Below are 18,894 nucleotides of genomic sequence, written 5' to 3'. Positions count from 1 at the left end.
CAAGGTGTCGATGCAAATAAAAAAGCGGGCCGAAGCCCGCTTTTTAGCGAATGTGACGAGTTTCAGTAAACGGCTACGAAGTCGCTTCTTTCACCACCTGCGCAATCGTTTCCGCGTAACGAACCGCATCCTGCTGCGCCGAGGCTTCTACCATCACACGCAGGACCGGCTCGGTTCCCGATGCGCGAATCAAGACCCGCCCGTGTGATTGGAGCGATTGCTCGGCTTGCTCGACTGCGCGACGAATCGCGTCGCTGCCTTTCCAGTCCGCGCCCGAACTCATGCGCACGTTGATCAGCTTCTGCGGGAACAGGCTGACGCCGTGGAGCAACTCGGCGAGCGACTTGCCGCTGCGCTGGATGGCCGCCAGCACGAGCAGCGCGGAGACGATGCCGTCGCCGGTCGAATGACGATCCAGCGACAGGATGTGCCCCGAGCCTTCCGCGCCCAGCAGCCAGCCGTTCTCGCGCAGTTTCTCGAGCACATAGCGGTCGCCGACCGCCGCGCGCACGAACTGCACGCCCGCCTCCTTCAGCGCCACTTCAACGGCCATGTTCGTCATCAGCGTGCCGACCGCGCCTTCCACCTTGCCATCGGTCGCGATGCGATCCTTGACCAGCACATAGAGCAGTTCGTCGCCGTTATAGAGACGGCCGGACGAATCGACGATCTGCAGGCGATCCGCGTCGCCATCGAGCGCGATGCCGATATCGGCCTCATGCTCGACCACCGCGCGCACGAGCGCGTCCGGGGCGGTCGCGCCCACGCCATCGTTGATGTTGAAGCCGTTCGGCGACACGCCGATCGACACGACTTCGGCGCCGAGCTCGTGGAAAACGTGCGGCGCGACGTCGTACGCTGCGCCGTGCGCGCAATCGACGACGAGCTTCAGCCCGCGCAGGTCGAAGCTCGCGGGGAACGTGCTCTTGCAGAATTCGATGTAGCGTCCGCCTGCATCGTCCAGACGCCGCGCCTTGCCGAGACGCTCGGACGGCGCGCATTCCATCGGTTGCTCGAGTTGGCGCTCGATTTCGAGTTCGACTTCGTCGGGCAGCTTGTTGCCGTCCGCGGAAAAGAACTTGATGCCGTTGTCGTTGTACGGATTGTGCGACGCGCTGATCACGACACCCGCCGACAGCCGCAGCGCGCGCGTCAGATACGCGACGCCCGGCGTCGGCATCGGGCCGGCCAGCATGACGTCGACGCCCGCCGCCGAGAAACCCGACTCCAGCGCCGCTTCGAGCATGTAGCCCGATACGCGCGTGTCCTTGCCGATCAGCACCGTCGGGCGATTGCCCTTTTTCTGCTGCGCGCGATCAGCGCCCGCGAGCACCTTCCCGGCCGCATAGCCGAGCTTGAGTACGAAATCCGGCGTGATCGGCGCGACGCCGACGCGACCGCGGATGCCATCTGTTCCGAAATATTGGCGTGCCATTATTACTTGACCCTCCTCGCGACCATAGGGCGCCTCTTATCGGTCCGCGATTTATAGTTAATGAGTTCTATCGGCGCGCGCCTGCGCCTAAATTCCTGATGAATGAGGCCAGGTGTCAATAATGCCCATTCCGAGCCGCATTCTTTGTGGCCTGCCAGACTTTCAGCGCATCGACGGTCTCGGCGACATCGTGAACGCGGATGATCGCCGCACCACGCTCGGCCGCACAGACCGCAGCGGCGACACTCGCGGCGAGCCGTTCGCCTGCACCGCGCCCGGTGACTGCACCGAGCATCGACTTGCGCGACATGCCCGCGAGCAACGGAAAATTCGTCCCGGCAGGCGACGTAGCCGTCAGATTCGCGAGCAACGAATAATTATGCTCGACGGTCTTCCCGAAGCCGTAACCCGGATCGAGACTGACGCGCTCGGCCACAATGCCCGCATGGGCGAGCGCCGCGACGCGCGCCGCGAAGAATGCCCGCACCTCGGCGACGACGTCCTCGTACACCGGGTCGTGGAGTTGCATCGTGCGCGGCTCCCCGAGCATGTGCATCACGCATAGCCCGCAGTTGCTGTCCTTCACCGCGTCGACGGCGCCTTCCTGACGCAGCCCCCAGATGTCGTTGATCATGTCCGCACCGGCGTCGAGCGCGGCGCGCATCACGGCGGGCTTGTAGGTATCGACGGAAAGCGGAACACGCATGCCGCGCAGCGCCTCGACGATCGGTACGACGCGCTCCAGCTCTTCGTCGAGCGGCACGGGCGGCGCACCCGGACGTGTGGATTCGCCGCCGATATCGATCATGTCGGCGCCTTCGGCAAGCATCTGCTCGGCGCGCGCGAGGGCGGCGTCGCGGGCGACGAAACGGCCGCCGTCCGAAAACGAGTCCGGCGTAATGTTGAGAATGCCCATGACGAGCGGGCGTTCGAACGTCAGCGTGAAGCGTCCGCACTGAAACGGCGCTGCTGAATGCGGGGATGAGATTGATGTGGTCAAGCGAGTAGAACGAAACGGGGAACGGAAACGAAGTCGACGCCCGGTTCGGCCAAGATCGAAATCAGAGGCCATCTGGCGTCAAGTTCAGCACCTCATTAAAACGGAGGCCATAAAGTGAAAATGGGCCGGCGTGCAGTGCACACCGGCCCATGAACTCATGCAGGATACTCAGGCCGTTGCCGGCGCGTTGCCCGGCTTGACCTCATTGCCGCTGCTGCCACCCGACGGCGTATCGCCCGACGGAGGCGGCATGTTCTTCGGCGGACGCGGCGGACGATCCGACATGATGTCGCCGATCTGGTCGGCGTCGATCGTTTCCCACTCGAGCAGCGCCTTGGTCATCGCTTCGACCTTGTCGCGATTGTCTTCCAGCAGCTTGCGGGCGAGCGCGTATTGCTCGTCCAGAATGCGGCGGATTTCCGCATCGACCTTCTGTTGCGTGGCTTCGGACACCGACTTCGCGCCCATCTTGCCGAACATGCCGTTTTCTTCGGTATCGACGTAGACCATCGTGCCGAGCACATCCGACATGCCGTAACGCGTCACCATGTCGCGAGCCATCTTCGTCGCGCGCTCGAAGTCGTTCGAAGCGCCGGTGGACATCGAGTTCAGGAACACTTCTTCCGCTGCCCGGCCACCGAACAGAATTGCGATTTCCTCGAGCATCTTGTCGCGATACAGATTCACGCGATCATGCTCAGGCAGCTGCCAGGTCACGCCCAGCGCCCAGCCGCGCGGCATGATCGTGACTTTGTGCACCGGGTCGGCATGCGGCAGCAGCTTCGCTACCACCGCGTGACCGGATTCGTGGTACGCCGTATTTCGACGCTCTTCTTCACGCATCACAGCCGACTTGCGCTCCGGACCCATGAAGATCTTGTCCTTTGCGTCCTCGAAGTCCTGCATTTCGACGATGCGCTTGCCTCGGCGCGCCGCGAACAGCGCAGCTTCGTTCACGAGGTTCGCAAGATCCGCGCCCGAAAAACCCGGCGTGCCGCGTGCGATGACCGAAGCGTCCACGTCGTTCGCGATCGGCACCTTGCGCAGGTGCACCTTCATGATGTGCTCGCGGCCACGGATATCCGGCAGACCGACATAAACCTGGCGGTCGAAACGGCCCGGGCGCAGCAGCGCCTTGTCGAGCACGTCGGAACGGTTCGTCGCGGCGATCACGATGACGCCGGAGTTCGCCTCGAAGCCGTCCATCTCGACAAGCATCTGATTCAGCGTCTGCTCGCGCTCGTCGTTTCCGCCGCCCATGCCGGCGCCACGATGGCGGCCGACAGCGTCGATTTCGTCGATGAACACGATACACGGCGCATGCTTCTTCGCCTGCTCGAACATGTCGCGCACGCGAGCCGCGCCGACACCGACGAACATTTCCACGAAGTCCGAACCCGAGATGCTGAAGAACGGCACCTTCGCTTCGCCCGCAATGGCGCGCGCCAACAGCGTCTTACCCGTACCCGGAGGGCCGACCAGCAGCACGCCGCGCGGAATGCGACCGCCCAGCTTCTGGAATTTCTGCGGATCGCGCAAGAAGTCCACCAGTTCGGAGACTTCTTCCTTCGCTTCGTCGCAGCCCGCGACGTCGGTGAAATTGATTGCGTTGTTGTTCTCGTCGATCAGCCGCGCTCGCGACTTGCCGAAAGAAAACGCCCCGCCTTTGCCGCCTCCCTGCATCTGCCTCATCATGTAAAACCAGAAGCCGATGATCAGGATCGTCGGCCCGAGGTAATAGAGCGCGGAGACGAGCGCATTCGGTTCATCGTCAGCCTTGCCGCTGACCTGAACGCCATATTTCATCAGATCGCCGACCATCCAGATGTCGCCGGGCGACACGATCTGGTATTTCTGGCCGTCGCTCGGAGTGACCGTTAGATTGCGGCCCTGAACGGTGACGTTCTTGACTTTGCCGTTCTTCGCGTCGTCCATGAACTGCGAATAGGACACACCTTCCTGGACGCGGGGCTTATCGAACTGCTTGAACACCGTAAACAGCACCAGTGCGATCACGAGCCACACTGCCGCTTTAGAGAACATATTGTTGTTCAAAGCACCACTCCTCACTCATAGACGGGCGCCTACATGAACCTTGCGACGCCACGAAAGCATTCTAATCCAGACCGCTAACACCTGCCATAAGGTTTATCTACCGCACATATAGCGGAAGACGGACCTTTTTCGGCATAATCCGCGAAAATATCGCAGAATTTCGCCGAATCCCTTGAGCCGGCCGGTCAGTTCGGATGCTTGAGCCGCCGCCCGAGAATAAAAGTCTCCGACGATTTGTCGCGAGAGGCCTTGGGTTTGCGCGGCGCAACCACTTTGAACTGGTGCTTGAACTTCTCGACGATCTGGCTATATCCGCTGCCGTGAAAACATTTGACCAGCAGCGCACCGTCCGGTTTCAGATGGTTCTGCGCGAACTCCAGCGCCAGATCGCAGAGATGCTCGATGCGCGCGGCATCCGCACTCGCCACGCCTGAGAGGTTGGGGGCCATGTCGGAAATTACAAGGTCCACCTGACGCTCGCCGACGATTTCATCGAGCTGCGCGAGCACCTCGTCCTCGCGGAAGTCACCCTGAATGAACGTGACGTCCGCAATCGGCTCCATCGGCAGAATATCCAGCGCGATGATCGTGCCGTCGATGCCGCCCTGACGCTCGGCGTCGCGCTTCGCGCCCAGCGCGAGCTTGTTGCGCGCGTACTGGCTCCAGCTGCCGGGCGTCGAGCCGAGATCGACGATGACCTGCCCCGGCTTGATGAGCTTGTCCTGCTCGTCGATTTCCTTCAGCTTGTACGCCGCGCGCGCGCGATAGCCCTCGCGCTGCGCCATCTTCACGTAGGGATCGTTGATGTGGTCGTGCAACCACGAATGATTAAAACGGTTCTTTGCCATTCAAACTGAGCTCATGTGGCGCGCAGTCAGCGCGCCCGGTGCGTATTTTGCTGCATCGCGCGAGGCTTTTAGCGGATAATACGCGTCTTGTCGGCCGGACCGGTCCTCGGTGCTTTTGCGCTCCGAAACCCGGGCATCCGGCCTCTTCTGTTTCTGGTGGGCAGTGGCGCGATCGATGCGCCGCAGATCCGGCGCAAGCCGAGCGCTTTCGCGTCGGCGTGTCCACACCGCCTCGCGCACAATCATCCTTACGCCGCCCACATTTTAGTCGAGTCCCAAATTTCTCATGCCAGCTCTTAAACTCTCCCCCGTCGAGCGCGCCGATCTGCGCTCCCAGGCCCATGCGCTCAAGCCCGTCGTGCTCGTCGGCGCGGAGGGTCTGACCGATGCCGTGCTGAAAGAGATCAACGTGCACCTCGAAGCGCACCAGCTCATCAAGGTCCGTGTGTTCGGCGACGAACGCGAAGCGCGCGTCGCCGTCTACGACGAAATCTGCGATCGCCTGAACGCCGCGCCTGTCCAGCATATCGGCAAGCTGCTCGTGATCTGGAGACCCGAAGGCGCCGCCCCGAAAAGCCGCGCCACCCGCACGCGCAGTACGATGCCGCCGAGCGCCGGAGAAGCCGCCGAGGAACGTTCGACGAAAGGCCGCGCGCCGCGCGTCGTCAAAGCCGTGAAAATCACGCGCGATGCACCTGCATTCAAGAAGCCCAAGAAGCAGACACTGAAAGTGCTGGGCAACGAGCGGGTCACGGCCGGCGGTAACGTGAAGCGCGCGAAGAAGCGTCAGACCAGCGCGAAGCGACAGCATCAGGCGGTCAAATGATCAAACGGCGCGTGCGTTTCCGATGAAACGCACGCGCCGTCGTATCAGGCTTGCGATTCAGCTTCGCGCGCGTTTCGCCGCCACCTTGGCCGATTTGCTCTTCGGCACGATCTTGGCCGGCGCCGCGCCGGGCAAGCGCCAAACCAGCGCAATGCCGAACAGGCATTCGATCAGATAGATCGCGCTCGATATTCCGTGCAGCACGCCGAACTCCTTCGCGTACGGCGAACTCGCGAGATCGGTGCCTGATTCCTGCGCGGCCATGCGCAGCGAGTTCATGAAGGGCTGCAAGGCGAAGTAGCCGATCAGCACGCACACGAGCATCACCGCGACGATCCACCGCACCCGTTTGTAGTCGACGATGCCGCTCTTCACGAAGCGATTGCCGATGAGAATCAGCGCGAGCGCGCTGATCACCCCGATGATCGCTTCGATCCGGAAGAGTTGCGCCGCGACCGAGCCCGCCGACGTGCGGTCGAGCATCGAAAAGAGGACGGGCGCGGCAACGAGGCCGAGGGTCAGCAAGCTGCCGACCCAGACCATGCTGATGGTGCGAAAGAGCCGGTGCTCCATCAGACGTAGCGAACCGCGATGATTTCGTATTCGCGCGCGCCGCTAGGCGCCTGCACCGATGCCACGTCGCCTTCCGACTTCGCGATGAGCGCACGCGCGATCGGCGAGCTCACGGAGATGAGGCCGTGATCGATGTCGGCCTCGTCATCGCCGACGATCTGATACGTGACCATGTCGCCCGACTCCAGATCCTCGAGTTCCACGGTCGCGCCGAACACCACGCGCCCTTCCGCTTCGACCTGGGTCGGATCGATCACTTGCGCGGCAGCGAGCTTCGACTCGATTTCCGCGATGCGGCCCTCGATGAATCCCTGCTTTTCCTTTGCGGCATCGTATTCCGCGTTCTCCGACAAGTCGCCTTGCGCGCGCGCCTCCGCGATCGCATTGATGACCGCCGGACGCTCCACGGCCTTCAGGCGTTGCAATTCGTCGCGCAGCAACTCCGCGCCGCGCTTCGTCAAAGGAATCGTGCTCATAGACCACTCACAAACAATTTCGTCAAAAAAATTACCGCGGTTAAGCGCATCTCCCACCGAGTAGGAGACGCCGCTTAACCGCGGCTCGTGATGCTTAGACCTGTAATCGAAGCCTTAGTTTAGGCGAGCGTGCAGCCCTTGTAAATCATAGACTTCCAGATCGCGGAGATAACGCAGCCCTTCGACCGCCGCGCGCGCGCCCGACATGGTCGTGTAGTACGTGACCTTGTTGGCCTGCGCGCTCATGCGGATGGAGCGCGAATCGGCGATGGCGGCGCGCGTTTCGTCGACGGTCGTGAAGACGAGCGCGATCTCGCCGTTCTTGATCATGTCGACGATGTGCGGACGCCCGTCCTTCACCTTGTTGACGACCTTCACCGGCACGCCCGCCGCGGCGATCGCAGCCGCCGTGCCCTTGGTCGCGACGATCGGATAGCCGAGTTCGTGCAGCATCTGCGCGACTTCGACGGCCTTCGGCTTGTCGGCGTCCATCACGGTCAAGAGCACCGTGCCCGATTCCGGCAGGCGCGAGCCCGCCGCCAGTTGCGACTTGAAGAGCGCTTCGCCGAAGGTGCGGCCCACGCCCATCACTTCGCCGGTCGAACGCATTTCCGGTCCGAGGACCGGGTCGACCGCCGGGAACTTGACGAACGGGAACACGGCTTCCTTAACGCTGAAGTACGGCGGAATCACTTCCTTCGTCACGCCCTGCTGCTTGAGCTTCTGACCGACCATCGCGCGCGCGGCGATCTTCGCGAGCGGCAGGCCCGTCGCCTTCGACACGTACGGCACCGTGCGCGATGCGCGCGGGTTCACTTCCAGCACGTAGATGATGTCCTTCTTCGAGCCGTCGTCCTGCGGAACTTGCTGGATTGCGAACTGCACGTTCATCAGGCCGACGACGTTCAGCGCCTTCGCCATTGCGGCGGTTTGCCGCTTCAGCTCGTCGACGGTTTCCTTCGACAACGAGTACGGCGGCAGCGAGCAGGCCGAGTCGCCCGAGTGCACGCCCGCCTGTTCGATGTGCTCCATCACGCCGCCGATGAACACGTCGTCGCCATCGGAGATGCAGTCGACGTCGCATTCGATCGCGTCGTTCAGGAAGCGGTCGAGCAGCACCGGCGAATCGTTCGACACCTTCACGGCCTCGCGCATGTAGCGTTCGAGATCGCGCGGCTCGTGGACGATTTCCATTGCGCGGCCGCCGAGCACGTACGACGGGCGCACGACGAGCGGATAACCGATCTCTTCCGCGAGCTTCAGCGCCTCGTCTTCCGCGCGCGCGGTGCGATTCGGCGGCTGACGCAGATCGAGATCCTTCAGCAGTTTCTGGAAACGCTCGCGGTCTTCGGCGGCATCGATCATGTCCGGCGACGTGCCGATGATCGGCACCCCGTTCGCTTCGAGATCGAGCGCGAGTTTCAGCGGCGTCTGGCCGCCGTACTGGACGATCACGCCGACCGGTTTTTCCAGATCGACGATTTCGAGCACGTCTTCCAGCGTCAGCGATTCGAAGTACAGACGATCGGACGTGTCGTAGTCGGTCGACACGGTTTCCGGGTTGCAGTTGACCATGATCGTTTCATAGCCGTCCTCGCGCATCGCGAGCGCGGCGTGCACGCAGCAATAGTCGAACTCGATGCCCTGCCCGATCCGGTTCGGGCCGCCGCCCAGCACCATGATCTTCTTTTTGTCGGTCGGATTCGCTTCGCACTCTTCCTCGTAGGTCGAGTACATGTACGCGGTCTTCGTCGCGAATTCGGCCGCGCACGTGTCGACGCGCTTATAGACCGGACGCACCTTCATTTCGTGGCGCTTCTTGCGCACGTCGGCTTGTGCCGAACCCGTGAGTTTCGCGAGACGGCGATCCGAAAAGCCGCTCTTCTTCAGATACAGCAGTTCGTCCTTCGTGAGGCTTTCGAGCGTGCGGCCTTCGAGTGCCTTTTCCTTCAGGATGATCTGTTCGATCTGCGCGAGGAACCACGGATCGATCGAAGTCTCTTCGAAGATCTCTTCCATCGTCAGGCCGAGACGGAACGCGTCGCCGAGATACCAGATGCGGTCCGGACCCGGCTCGCCGATCTCGCGGATGACTTCGTCGCGGCTCGTGGTCTTTTCATCGAGACCATCGACGCCCACTTCCAGACCGCGCAGCGCTTTCTGGAACGATTCCTGGAACGTGCGGCCCATCGCCATCACTTCGCCGACGGACTTCATCTGCGTCGTCAGGCGCGAATCGGCTTCGCGGAATTTCTCGAACGCGAAGCGCGGCACCTTGGTCACGACATAGTCGATCGTCGGTTCGAACGATGCCGGCGTCTGGCCGCCGGTGATTTCGTTCTTGAGTTCGTCGAGCGTGTAGCCGCACGCGAGCTTCGCGGCGACCTTCGCGATCGGGAAGCCCGTCGCCTTCGACGCCAGCGCCGACGAGCGCGACACACGCGGATTCATCTCGATGACGACCATGCGGCCGTCCTTCGGGTTGATCGCGAACTGCACGTTCGAGCCGCCCGTATCCACGCCGATCTCGCGCAGCACGGCGAGCGACGCGTTACGCAGCACCTGATATTCCTTGTCGGTGAGCGTTTGCGCGGGCGCGACGGTGATCGAGTCGCCGGTGTGCACGCCCATCGGGTCGAGGTTCTCGATCGAGCACACGATGATGCAGTTGTCCTTCTTGTCGCGGACGACTTCCATCTCGTACTCTTTCCAGCCGAGCAGCGATTCTTCGATCAGCAGTTCGCGCGTCGGCGAAAGATCGAGGCCGCGACGGCAGATTTCCTCGAACTCTTCCTTGTTGTACGCGATGCCGCCGCCCGAGCCGCCCAGCGTGAACGACGGACGAATGACGGTCGGATACCCGCCGCTGCCGGTCGCTTCCGCGATCTGCTGCTGCACGGCGAGCGCCTCTTCCATCGAATGCGCGATGCCCGACTTGGCCGAACCGAGGCCGATCTTCGTCATCGCGTCCTTGAACTTCTGGCGGTCTTCCGCCTTGTCGATCGCTTCCGGCGACGCGCCGATCAACTCGACCTTGTACTTCTCCAGCACGCCGTGATGGAACAGGTCGAGCGCGCAATTGAGCGCGGTCTGTCCGCCCATGGTCGGCAGGATCGCGTCCGGGCGCTCCTTCGCGATGATGCGTTCGACCACTTCCCACGAAATCGGCTCGATATACGTGACGTCGGCCGTGTTCGGATCGGTCATGATCGTCGCCGGATTGCTGTTGACGAGGATGACCTTGTAGCCTTCCTCACGCAGCGCTTTACATGCTTGCGCGCCCGAATAATCGAACTCGCACGCCTGGCCGATGATGATCGGGCCCGCGCCGATGATGAGAATGCTCTTGATGTCTGTGCGCTTCGGCATAACTGCTCTCGATATATATGTTCGGTACTTTTAGGCGGCGACCTTCGCCGACTCCATCAGCTTGATGAAGCGGTCGAACAGATACGCGATGTCGTGCGGGCCGGGCGACGCTTCCGGGTGACCCTGGAAGCAGAACGCGGGCTTGTCCGTGAGCGCGAAGCCTTGCAGCGTGCCGTCGAAGAGCGAGACGTGCGTAACCTTCGCGTTGGCGGGCAGCGTCGCGGCATCGACCGCGAAACCGTGGTTCTGCGACGTGATCACCACGCGGCCGTCTTCCATGTCCTTCACCGGATGATTCGCGCCGTGGTGGCCGGTCTTCATTTTCATGGTCTTCGCGCCGACGGCGAGACCCATGATCTGATGGCCGAGACAGATGCCGAAGGTGGGAATGCCGCGCTCGATGAATTCGCGCGTCGCGGCGATCGCGTAGTCGCACGGTTCCGGATCGCCGGGGCCGTTCGACAGGAAGATGCCGTCCGGATTGAGCGCGAGCGCGTCAGCCGCGCTCGATTGCGCCGGCAGCACGGTCACGTGACAACCACGTTCGGCGAGCATGCGCAGGATGTTGTACTTGACGCCGAAATCGAACGCGACGACGCGGAACTTCGGCGCTTCCTGCTTGCCGTAGCCGCTGCCGAGACGCCATTCGGTCTGCGTCCATTCGTAGCGCTCTTCCGTCGATACGACCTTTGCGAGGTCCATGCCGGCGAGCCCCGGGAACGAGCGCGCGAGGCCGAGCGCCTTTGCTTCGTCGTCGCTGCCAGCGAGAATGCAGCCGTTCTGCGCGCCCTTGTCGCGCAGGATGCGCGTGAGCTTGCGGGTGTCGATGCCCGAGATCGCGACGACGCCCTGCGCCTTCAGATAGTCGGAGAGCGTCTGCTCGGAACGGAAGTTGGATGCGAGCACCGGCAGATCGCGGATGATGAGGCCGGCGGCATGGACTTTGGTGGCTTCGACGTCTTCGGCGTTCACGCCGTAGTTGCCGATGTGCGGATAGGTCAGCGTGACGATCTGGCGGGCATAGCTCGGATCGGTCAGGATTTCCTGATAACCGGTGATGGCGGTGTTGAACACCACTTCGCCGATCGTCGAACCGGGCGCGCCGATCGATTGACCACGAAAGACCGTGCCGTCGGCAAGTGCGAGAAGTGCGGGGGAAAATGACGGCAACACGGGAAGCTCCTTGGGGAACACCCTGTAACTTACCTGTCTGTCCGAAATTCAGGCTTGGCCTCCCGTCGTTCGAAGAACGAGGGGTTCCTTCGCAGTGAAAGCGGCGGCTCGCGGGGCGCGCATCGTGGCTCGAACCGGCACGCTCGCGCGTGGCAACGGAGAATTCAAGCAGGCGATCGGCGGCGTGCGGCGCGCAGTTCGTGCGCAGCGAACGACGGTGAATGGGAGGTAGGCGCTAGGGTGCGGGTTGATATGCTCAAACCTTCGAATTATAGCGTTAATTTGACACATCTGCCAAATTTGGGAGTGGTCTGCTTTCCTCGCCGCCGCCCTCTACGGCATCGCCTTTTCCGCTTCCGTTTCGCGTCTTTGTAGCGCGCGGCCCGGCAACATGTACCAGATCGCGCTCGCCACCTGGAGCGCGATCAATGCCGCCCACACGGTGATGTGCGCGGCTGCCGGATAGCGCCCCGCCTCAGTCGGCCACAGCGAGAGCATCGCGCCGACGCCGACCTGGAAACCGAAGATCAGCAGGAAGATGACGAGCGTCAGCGTCGTATTCACGCGTCCGGCCATGTGCGACGGAAAATAATGCGCCGCGACCGCGTAACTCAGAATGCCCGTGCCGCCGAAAACGCCGTACGCGGCGATCAGCGTCGCAGGCGGCAACGGCACGCGCAGCACCATCGACAGTTGCGTGATGACGAAAAGCACCATGCCGACGCCGCAGAACGCGTACACCGAGACACCGCGCCGCTCCAGACTTCGCGCCGCCGCGCCGAAGCCGACCGAGCCGAACATCATCGCGAAACCGAGCACGGAAACGATCGCGGACGAATGCGCGGGCGTGAGGTTCATCACGTCGGTGAGATAGGGACGGATCCAGAGCGACTGCATCGCGAAGAACACGCCCTGAGTGACGACCGGGAACGACGCGATCTTCCAGAACGCGCCGCTCTTCATGATGTGCCAGGTGCCCTTGAACTGCGTGACGATGTCCGCCTGATGATGCGAATCCGCCTTGCGCGGCGCGAACAGCGCGATCGCCGCAGCGACGACGAGCGTAAATGCGCTGAGCCCGAAGCACACCTGACGCCATGTCGCGAACTGGAGCAAGGCCGAAAGCGGCGACCCGACGACGACGCCGCCCAGTCCGCCGACGGCCATCGTGAATCCGTTGATGAGCGGTAAGCGCGATATCGGAAAATGCTGCGCCGAAGCCTTGAACGCCGCAGCCAGACACACCGACACCCCGACGCCGATGAGCAAGCGCCCCGCCATCAGTCCGGCGAGGCCGTTCGACGCGCCGAACACGCCGATGCCCGCCGCCGCGAAAACGAGCATCCCTGCGGTCACGCGCGCTGGCCCGAAGTGATCGAGCAGCACGCCGACGGGAATCTGCGCGGCCGCGAAGCCGATGAAGTACAGCGCGGTCAGCAGACCGAGATCGGCGCCTGACAGGCCGAGGTCGCGCGTGATGAGCGGCGCGAAACCGAGATTGACGCCGCGGAACAGGTACGAGACGAAGTAGCCGGCGGCGAACAGCGAGAAAACGCGGAGACGAACGGTGGACGACATGTTAAACGCACACTTCATCGATTGGATCGACAGTTTAGCGGCGCCGCCAAAAGGAAACGCCGTCACCTTGGTGACGGCGTGGATTAGGGCTTCGGCGAAAGCACGCCGGCGTTATTTCTTTTTGCTGCTTTTGGTCGTGGCGGCCGGCTTCGTGGTCTTGGCCGCGGCCGCCGGTTTCGCAGCATGCGACGCCGTGGAAGCCGACACCTTTGTCACCTTCCCCGATGAATGCGCCGGCGCCTTGCCGCCGCGCGAGGATTTCGGTTCCGCCACGCGCGTGCCGATCTTCGACACACCGCCCGACGAGCGGCTCGACGCCGCCACCGTCTCCACACGCGCCGGACCCGGCTCGGCCGGCACCGGACGGCCGTACGGCACGTGCAACACGACCACCTGCCCCGGCATGAACAGCTCGCCATGCGTGCGGTTCCATGCGCGCACCTGCGCAGGCGACACGTTGTAGCGGTCCGCCAGCGTGCTGATCGACTGCTTGCGGCGCACGCGGATCACGAGCCTGCGCGTGTCGGGCACGTCGCGCTCGATCGCGAGCATCGCGTTCGCGGCGACGTCGGCGCTGATGTCTTCGTCGTCGTCGTCCGTGCGTGGCACGACGATCGTCGAGCCGGGCTTCAGGCGCATGCCCGCCGGAATGCGATTGACGGACATCAGCGTGTCCGCGTCCACGCCGATTTTCTCGGCGATCGCCGCCGGACGCGAGCGCTCGGTCACGGTGTACGTGGTCCACGACGACAGCGCGCCCGAATACGACGAGAGATTGCGCTGGAACGAAGCGGCGTTGTCGAACGGCAGCAGAATCTGCGGATTGGTTGCGCCGAGAATCACGGGCTTCGCGAACGATGGATTCAGCGAGCGGAATTCTTCCACGCTCATGCCGGCGAGCTTCGCGGCCATCGTCACGTCGATGTCGCGCGCGGTCGTGACCGTCACGAAATACGGGTGATTCGGGATGTCCGGCAGCGTGAGGCCGTACATCTGAGGGTTGCCCACGATGTTCTTCACTGCCTGCAGCTTCGGCACGTAGTTGCGCGTCTCGTTGGGCATGCGCAGGCTTTCGTAGTCGGTCGGCAAGCCCGCCGCTTCGTTGCGCGCGATCGCGCGCTGCACGTTGCCCTCGCCCCAGTTGTATGCGGCGAGCGCGAGATGCCAGTCGCCGAACATGTCGTGCAGACGCGAAAGATAGTCGAGCGCGGCGGAAGTCGAGGCGAGCACGTCGCGGCGCTCGTCCTGCCACATGTTCTGCTTGAGGTTGTAGTCGCGGCCGGTGCCGGGCATGAACTGCCACATGCCCGCGGCTTTCGCGACCGACAGCGCCTGCGGGCTGTACGCCGATTCGATGAAAGGCAGAAGCGCCAGCTCGGTCGGCATGTGCCGTTGCTCGAGCTCCTCGACGATGTGATACAGATACTTCTGCGAACGCGTGGTCATGCGCTCGACGTAGTCCGGCCGCTGCGCGTACCAGTTGACCTGCATGTCGACGAGGTCGCTTTGCAGATCGGGAATCTGAAAGCCGCTGCGGATGCGGTTCCAGAGATCGGACGAACCCGCGAGCGAAGTGACGGGCGTCTTGTCGACGTTGATGGTTTCCTTGGCTGCTGCGGTGCGGCGAATCGTGTCGGCGACTTGTTGCTGCGTAGCGTTGGAAGTAGCTGAAGCTGAAAGCGGATCTGACGCCGTAGGCCCTTGGCTCGCGCACGCGGCGAGCATCAGGACGGACAGCGCGCTAAGGGTTAGTCGCATGGAACGTCTCTGCTTCCAAAATATGATGCTTGGAAATTTGCAGCCGATGGTACGGAACAGCACTTAAGACGTCAATAAGAATGCACGCAAAACCCCTGCAAAATCCTGCATCTAACAGCGATTCCAACGTTTCGGTTGAAGTTGACCCCAGATAATGTGGGTTAGCGGAACTTATCCTTCCAGCCGCGCATCATTCGAAACGCTTCGAGACGGTCCGAAACCGGCGTGCCGAACTGCGACGAAAGTGTCGCGTGGATCGCCGGCACGTCCGCGCGCAGGAACGGATTCACCGCTTTTTCGTGGCCGATGGTCGTCGGCAGAGTCGGTTTGCCGGCGGCTCGCAGCGCTTGCGCATCGTCGCTCCAGCGCAGCAGCGCGGCATTGTCCGGCTCGCACGCGCGTGCGAACTTGATGTTCGACAGCGTGTACTCGTGCGCGCAGTGCACCTGCGTGTTCTCCGGCAGCGCGGCGAGTGCGTCGAGCGAACTGAGCATCTGCTGCGGCGTGCCCTCGAAAAGACGGCCGCAGCCGCTCGCGAACAGCGTGTCGCCGCAAAAGAGATGCGGCGTGCCGTGCCGGTCTCCCGCCTGGAAATAGGCGATGTGGCCCGCCGTATGGCCGGGCACGTCGATCACGGAAAGTTCGAGCGCCGGCTGCGCGATGCTCACCGTATCGCCGCCCGTGACACGCCGGGTCAGATGCTCGATGCGCTCGCCCGCCGGGCCGTACACGGGAAGGCCACCCTCTGCCATCCGGCTATCGATGAGCGCTTTCACGCCGCCGACGTGGTCCTGATGATGGTGCGTGAGTAAAATAGCGGTCAGCCGCCAACCCCGTTTGGCGAGATAGGCCTCGACGGGCGCGGCGTCGCCGGGGTCGACCACGACCGCATCGCGCGAGTCCGACACGAGCCAGATGTAGTTGTCCTCGAATGCCGGAACCGGCACGTATTCGAGTGCATCCTGAGCAGGCGATTTCTTGGCAAGCGAATTCATGGCGATCATCTATGCGGCAATCCGAACATGTCTGACCGATCGATTATAGACTGGCCCACCTGGACGAGCTCGGCGCCCGGCCGCTACGTGCTCGACTGGGAGCAGGCGCAGCTCGATCACGTGGTGTCCGACATCTTCGGTTATCACGCGTTGCAGCTCGGCATGCCGCAACTCGACGCGCTCCGCGAGAACCGCATGACCGGGCGCGCGCTCGTGCTCGACGCCGAAAGCGCATCGAGCGCGCCCTACACGCCGCCGCGCGCGACGATGCCCGGCGTGAGCGCGCTTCCTGCCGCGAGCGCGCCCGATGGCCGCAGCACGGTATGGTGCGATCTGCTCGACCTGCCTTTCGAAGCGCAGAGCGTGGATCTGCTCGTGCTTCCACACACGCTCGAATTCTCTCCGGACCCGCACCGGCTGCTGCGCGAAGCCGAGCGCGTGCTGCTGCCCGAAGGACAGTTGATCATCCTCGGCTTCAACTCGCTGAGTCTCTGGGGCGCACGACAATCGCTCGGCAAGGTGGCGGGACGGCCGTTCGTGCCGTCCGCGCACGAGATGATCGCATTCACGCGCATCAAGGACTGGATCAAGCTGCTCGGATTCGACCTTGAACGCGGGCGCTTCGGCTGCTATCGTCCTCCGCTCGTCACGGACAAGTGGCTGCAACGCTATCAATTCATGGAAGCTGCCGGCGACCGCTGGTGGCCGATCTTCGGCGCGGCGTACATGATCACCGCGGTGAAGCGCGTGCGCGGCATGCGTGTCATCGGCCCGCGCAAGCTGAAAAAACCCGCGCTCGCGCCTGGCCTCGCCCCAGTCGCCGCTCCTCACACGCGCAACGAGCATTGATGACTCAAGAATCTGCTTCGAACAAGGTAATCGACATCTACACGGACGGCGCCTGCAAAGGCAATCCCGGCCCCGGCGGCTGGGGCGCCCTCCTCCGCTTCGGCTCGCTGGAAAAGGAACTGTTCGGCGGAGAACCCGCGACCACCAACAACCGCATGGAACTGATGGCCGTGATCTCCGCGCTCGAGGCATTGAAACGCCCGTGCCGCGCGATCATCCACACCGATTCGCAGTATGTGCAGAAAGGCATCAGCGAATGGATTCACGGCTGGAAGAAAAAGAACTGGATGACGGCCGCGAAGACGCCCGTGAAGAACGCGGACCTCTGGAAGCGCCTCGACGACCTCGTCGCCCGGCATGAGATCGAATGGCGCTGGGTCAAGGGCCACGCCGGCCATCCCGAGAACGAACGCGCCGATGCGCTCGCCAATCGCGGTGTGACTTCGCTCGCCGACAATTAATCGACATACACGCCAATCATGCGCCAACTGATACTGGACACCGAAACCACCGGCCTGAACGCGAGGACGGGCGACCGGATCATCGAAATCGGCTGTGTCGAGCTGGTCAACCGCCGGCTCACCGGCAACAACCTGCACATCTACGTGAACCCGGAGCGCGACAGCGATCCCGGCGCGCTCGCCGTGCACGGCCTCACCAGCGAATTTTTGAGCGACAAGCCGAAATTCGCGGAAATCGCCGCGCAACTGCGCGACTTCATCGCGGACGCCGAACTGATCATTCACAACGCGCCCTTCGACGTCGGGTTTCTCGACATGGAATTCGCGCAGCTCGGGCTGCCGAAAGTCGCCGAGACATGCGCCGGCGTGATCGACTCGCTGGCGCAGGCGAAGCAGATGTTCCCCGGCAAGCGAAATTCGCTCGACGCGCTGTGCGACCGCTTCGGCATCAGCAACGCGCATCGCACGCTGCATGGCGCCCTGCTCGACTCGGAACTGCTCGCCGAAGTCTATCTCGCGATGACGCGTGGCCAGGAAAGCCTCGTCATCGACATGCTCGGCGATCAGCCTGCTTCGGGCTCGGTCTCCACGTCACGCATCGCGCTCGACGAGCTCGACCTGCCGGTGATCGCCGCGAGCACGGACGAACTCGCCGCGCACGAAGCCGTGCTGACCGATCTCGACCGCGCGCTCAAGGGCACGAGCGTCTGGCGCACGGAACCGGCTCCGGCCGAGGGCGATGCCGTTCCAGCGTAATTTTTTCGAGTTTGCGTTAAGAAGCTCTTTACGAAACCCGAAACGCCTGACATAATCTCACTTCTCTTCGGGTGGTTAGCTCAGCGGTAGAGCACTGCCTTCACACGGCAGGGGTCACTGGTTCGATCCCAGTACTACCCACCAGGATTCTGGTGTTGGTAAAGACAAGCACCGAAGATCAAAAGGCCCAAGTCTCACGACTTGGGCCTTTTTCATTTTGTCCGCAAAAGAGCGGACTACGTAGAAACTACGAAGCCCACACGCCCCGCGCCATTCCGCTCGCGGCGATCATCATCACGATCACGAGTCCGGCTTCGAGATCGCTCATCCACGCGAAGCGCCGCGCGCGCGTCAGATCGATCGGGCCGCCCTGCGCCAGCGCGATGCGCCAGCGGATCAGCGCGAGCATCGGTGAAACTTCGATCAGCAGAATGACGACGAGCGCCGTCATCTTCAGATGAAAAAGCGGTTCGTGCAGATAGTACGCGCCGCCCTTTTCGAATCCGCCGAACGCGCGCATGACGCCTGTCACGATCAACACGATCGCGGTAACGCCCCACACCGAATCCGAGCGGAACACGTCGCGCAGACGCAGTTCATTCGCCTGAATGGACTCGACGGGGTCGAGACGCCGCAGCGCGCGAGCGCGCGCGAGCACCGAGCCGAGCGCGAAACCGAAACCAAGAAGATGAAGCGCGGCCAGCAACCAACGTATCAGCATCCTTTCCTCCCTGACGAGACG

At 62.9% G+C, this 18,894-nt stretch carries 16 protein-coding genes and 1 tRNA gene; 5 read left to right on the top strand and 12 right to left on the bottom strand.

Features of this window, described 5'->3' with window-relative positions:
* Positions 1–73: 73 nt before the first annotated feature.
* The 4 genes from glmM to U4Y90_RS10230 all read right to left on the bottom strand — a co-directional run bounded on the left by glmM (position 74) and on the right by U4Y90_RS10230 (position 5,338).
* Positions 74–1,435 (bottom strand): phosphoglucosamine mutase, encoded by a 1,362-nt coding sequence (glmM, locus tag U4Y90_RS10245; RefSeq protein WP_321794451.1) that lies wholly within the window; start codon positions 1,433–1,435, stop codon positions 74–76.
* Between the two features lie 115 nt (positions 1,436–1,550).
* Positions 1,551–2,351: a dihydropteroate synthase gene (folP, locus tag U4Y90_RS10240; RefSeq protein ID WP_321794589.1), complete on the bottom strand. Its 801-nt coding sequence runs from the start codon at positions 2,349–2,351 to the stop codon at positions 1,551–1,553.
* A 252-nt stretch (positions 2,352–2,603) separates the two neighbouring features.
* Positions 2,604–4,490 (bottom strand): ATP-dependent zinc metalloprotease FtsH, encoded by a 1,887-nt coding sequence (gene ftsH / locus U4Y90_RS10235; protein ID WP_321794450.1) that lies wholly within the window; start codon positions 4,488–4,490, stop codon positions 2,604–2,606.
* Between the two features lie 185 nt (positions 4,491–4,675).
* Positions 4,676–5,338: an RlmE family RNA methyltransferase gene (locus tag U4Y90_RS10230; protein WP_321794449.1), complete on the bottom strand. Its 663-nt coding sequence runs from the start codon at positions 5,336–5,338 to the stop codon at positions 4,676–4,678.
* 286 nt (positions 5,339–5,624) lie between these two features.
* Between U4Y90_RS10230 and U4Y90_RS10225 the strand changes: the two genes are divergently transcribed.
* A complete protein-coding gene (locus U4Y90_RS10225) occupies positions 5,625–6,164 on the top strand; it encodes a YhbY family RNA-binding protein (RefSeq protein ID WP_321794448.1) in 540 nt (179 codons plus the stop codon).
* 57 nt (positions 6,165–6,221) lie between these two features.
* On the opposite strand, the gene U4Y90_RS10220 is transcribed toward U4Y90_RS10225, so the two are convergent.
* The 7 genes from U4Y90_RS10220 to gloB form a co-directional block, all read right to left on the bottom strand.
* Positions 6,222–6,737: a DUF4149 domain-containing protein gene (locus U4Y90_RS10220; RefSeq protein WP_321794447.1), complete on the bottom strand. Its 516-nt coding sequence runs from the start codon at positions 6,735–6,737 to the stop codon at positions 6,222–6,224.
* On the bottom strand, positions 6,737–7,213 hold the full coding sequence (gene greA, locus U4Y90_RS10215) for a transcription elongation factor GreA (RefSeq protein ID WP_008342047.1): 477 nt from the start codon (positions 7,211–7,213) through the stop codon (positions 6,737–6,739). The genes U4Y90_RS10220 and greA overlap by 1 nt, the downstream gene beginning before the upstream one ends.
* A 114-nt stretch (positions 7,214–7,327) precedes the next feature.
* Positions 7,328–10,582 carry a carbamoyl-phosphate synthase large subunit gene (carB, locus tag U4Y90_RS10210; RefSeq protein ID WP_321794446.1) on the bottom strand — a complete coding sequence of 1,085 codons (3,255 nt, stop codon included), beginning with the start codon at positions 10,580–10,582 and terminating at the stop codon, positions 7,328–7,330.
* Between the two features lie 30 nt (positions 10,583–10,612).
* Entirely contained in the window at positions 10,613–11,755 is a 1,143-nt protein-coding gene (carA, locus tag U4Y90_RS10205) for a glutamine-hydrolyzing carbamoyl-phosphate synthase small subunit (protein WP_321794445.1), read from the bottom strand.
* A gap of 333 nt (positions 11,756–12,088) precedes the next feature.
* Positions 12,089–13,351 carry an MFS transporter gene (locus U4Y90_RS10200; RefSeq protein WP_321794444.1) on the bottom strand — a complete coding sequence of 421 codons (1,263 nt, stop codon included), beginning with the start codon at positions 13,349–13,351 and terminating at the stop codon, positions 12,089–12,091.
* A gap of 93 nt (positions 13,352–13,444) precedes the next feature.
* Entirely contained in the window at positions 13,445–15,091 is a 1,647-nt protein-coding gene (locus U4Y90_RS10195) for a transglycosylase SLT domain-containing protein (protein WP_321794443.1), read from the bottom strand.
* 161 nt (positions 15,092–15,252) lie between these two features.
* Positions 15,253–16,095: a hydroxyacylglutathione hydrolase gene (gene gloB / locus U4Y90_RS10190; protein WP_321794442.1), complete on the bottom strand. Its 843-nt coding sequence runs from the start codon at positions 16,093–16,095 to the stop codon at positions 15,253–15,255.
* 18 nt (positions 16,096–16,113) lie between these two features.
* Between gloB and U4Y90_RS10185 the strand changes: the two genes are divergently transcribed.
* The 4 genes from U4Y90_RS10185 (at position 16,114) to U4Y90_RS10170 (ending at position 18,296) form a co-directional block, all read left to right on the top strand.
* On the top strand, positions 16,114–16,935 hold the full coding sequence (locus U4Y90_RS10185; protein ID WP_321794441.1) for a class I SAM-dependent methyltransferase: 822 nt from the start codon (positions 16,114–16,116) through the stop codon (positions 16,933–16,935).
* The gene (gene rnhA, locus U4Y90_RS10180; protein ID WP_321794440.1) at positions 16,935–17,396 is read left to right on the top strand and encodes a ribonuclease HI; all 462 of its coding nucleotides are present in this window, start codon (positions 16,935–16,937) and stop codon (positions 17,394–17,396) included. The genes U4Y90_RS10185 and rnhA overlap by 1 nt, the downstream gene beginning before the upstream one ends.
* An 18-nt stretch (positions 17,397–17,414) precedes the next feature.
* Complete coding sequence (dnaQ, locus tag U4Y90_RS10175) at positions 17,415–18,152, top strand: DNA polymerase III subunit epsilon (RefSeq protein ID WP_321794439.1); 738 nt, start codon at positions 17,415–17,417, stop codon at positions 18,150–18,152.
* 69 nt (positions 18,153–18,221) lie between these two features.
* Positions 18,222–18,296, top strand: a tRNA-Val gene (locus U4Y90_RS10170).
* A gap of 103 nt (positions 18,297–18,399) precedes the next feature.
* Here U4Y90_RS10170 and U4Y90_RS10165 read toward each other — a convergent pair.
* Positions 18,400–18,873, bottom strand: coding sequence for a DUF2214 family protein (locus U4Y90_RS10165; protein ID WP_321794438.1), 474 nt, complete (start codon positions 18,871–18,873; stop codon positions 18,400–18,402).
* Positions 18,874–18,894 lie beyond the last annotated feature (21 nt).

This window comes from Caballeronia sp. J97, assembly GCF_905220305.1.
Classification (GTDB): domain Bacteria; phylum Pseudomonadota; class Gammaproteobacteria; order Burkholderiales; family Burkholderiaceae; genus Caballeronia.
Note: the sequence above shows the minus strand (reverse complement) of the source record. Positions and strands in the feature narration are given on the sequence as shown.

Bases quoted from the DNA above. Each gene is read 5' to 3' on its own strand.
- carB (WP_321794446.1), bottom strand. From the start codon at position 10,582: ATGCCGAAGCGCACAGACATCAAGAGCATTCTCATCATCGGCGCGGGC.
- gloB (WP_321794442.1), bottom strand. From the start codon at position 16,095: ATGATCGCCATGAATTCGCTTGCCAAGAAATCGCCTGCTCAGGATGCA.
- U4Y90_RS10225 (WP_321794448.1), top strand. From the start codon at position 5,625: ATGCCAGCTCTTAAACTCTCCCCCGTCGAGCGCGCCGATCTGCGCTCC.
- rnhA (WP_321794440.1), top strand. From the start codon at position 16,935: ATGACTCAAGAATCTGCTTCGAACAAGGTAATCGACATCTACACGGAC.
- dnaQ (WP_321794439.1), top strand. From the start codon at position 17,415: ATGCGCCAACTGATACTGGACACCGAAACCACCGGCCTGAACGCGAGG.
- folP (WP_321794589.1), bottom strand. From the start codon at position 2,351: ATGGGCATTCTCAACATTACGCCGGACTCGTTTTCGGACGGCGGCCGT.
- glmM (WP_321794451.1), bottom strand. From the start codon at position 1,435: ATGGCACGCCAATATTTCGGAACAGATGGCATCCGCGGTCGCGTCGGC.
- U4Y90_RS10230 (WP_321794449.1), bottom strand. From the start codon at position 5,338: ATGGCAAAGAACCGTTTTAATCATTCGTGGTTGCACGACCACATCAAC.
- U4Y90_RS10200 (WP_321794444.1), bottom strand. From the start codon at position 13,351: ATGAAGTGTGCGTTTAACATGTCGTCCACCGTTCGTCTCCGCGTTTTC.
- U4Y90_RS10185 (WP_321794441.1), top strand. From the start codon at position 16,114: ATGTCTGACCGATCGATTATAGACTGGCCCACCTGGACGAGCTCGGCG.
- greA (WP_008342047.1), bottom strand. From the start codon at position 7,213: ATGAGCACGATTCCTTTGACGAAGCGCGGCGCGGAGTTGCTGCGCGAC.
- U4Y90_RS10220 (WP_321794447.1), bottom strand. From the start codon at position 6,737: ATGGAGCACCGGCTCTTTCGCACCATCAGCATGGTCTGGGTCGGCAGC.
- U4Y90_RS10165 (WP_321794438.1), bottom strand. From the start codon at position 18,873: ATGCTGATACGTTGGTTGCTGGCCGCGCTTCATCTTCTTGGTTTCGGT.
- U4Y90_RS10195 (WP_321794443.1), bottom strand. From the start codon at position 15,091: ATGCGACTAACCCTTAGCGCGCTGTCCGTCCTGATGCTCGCCGCGTGC.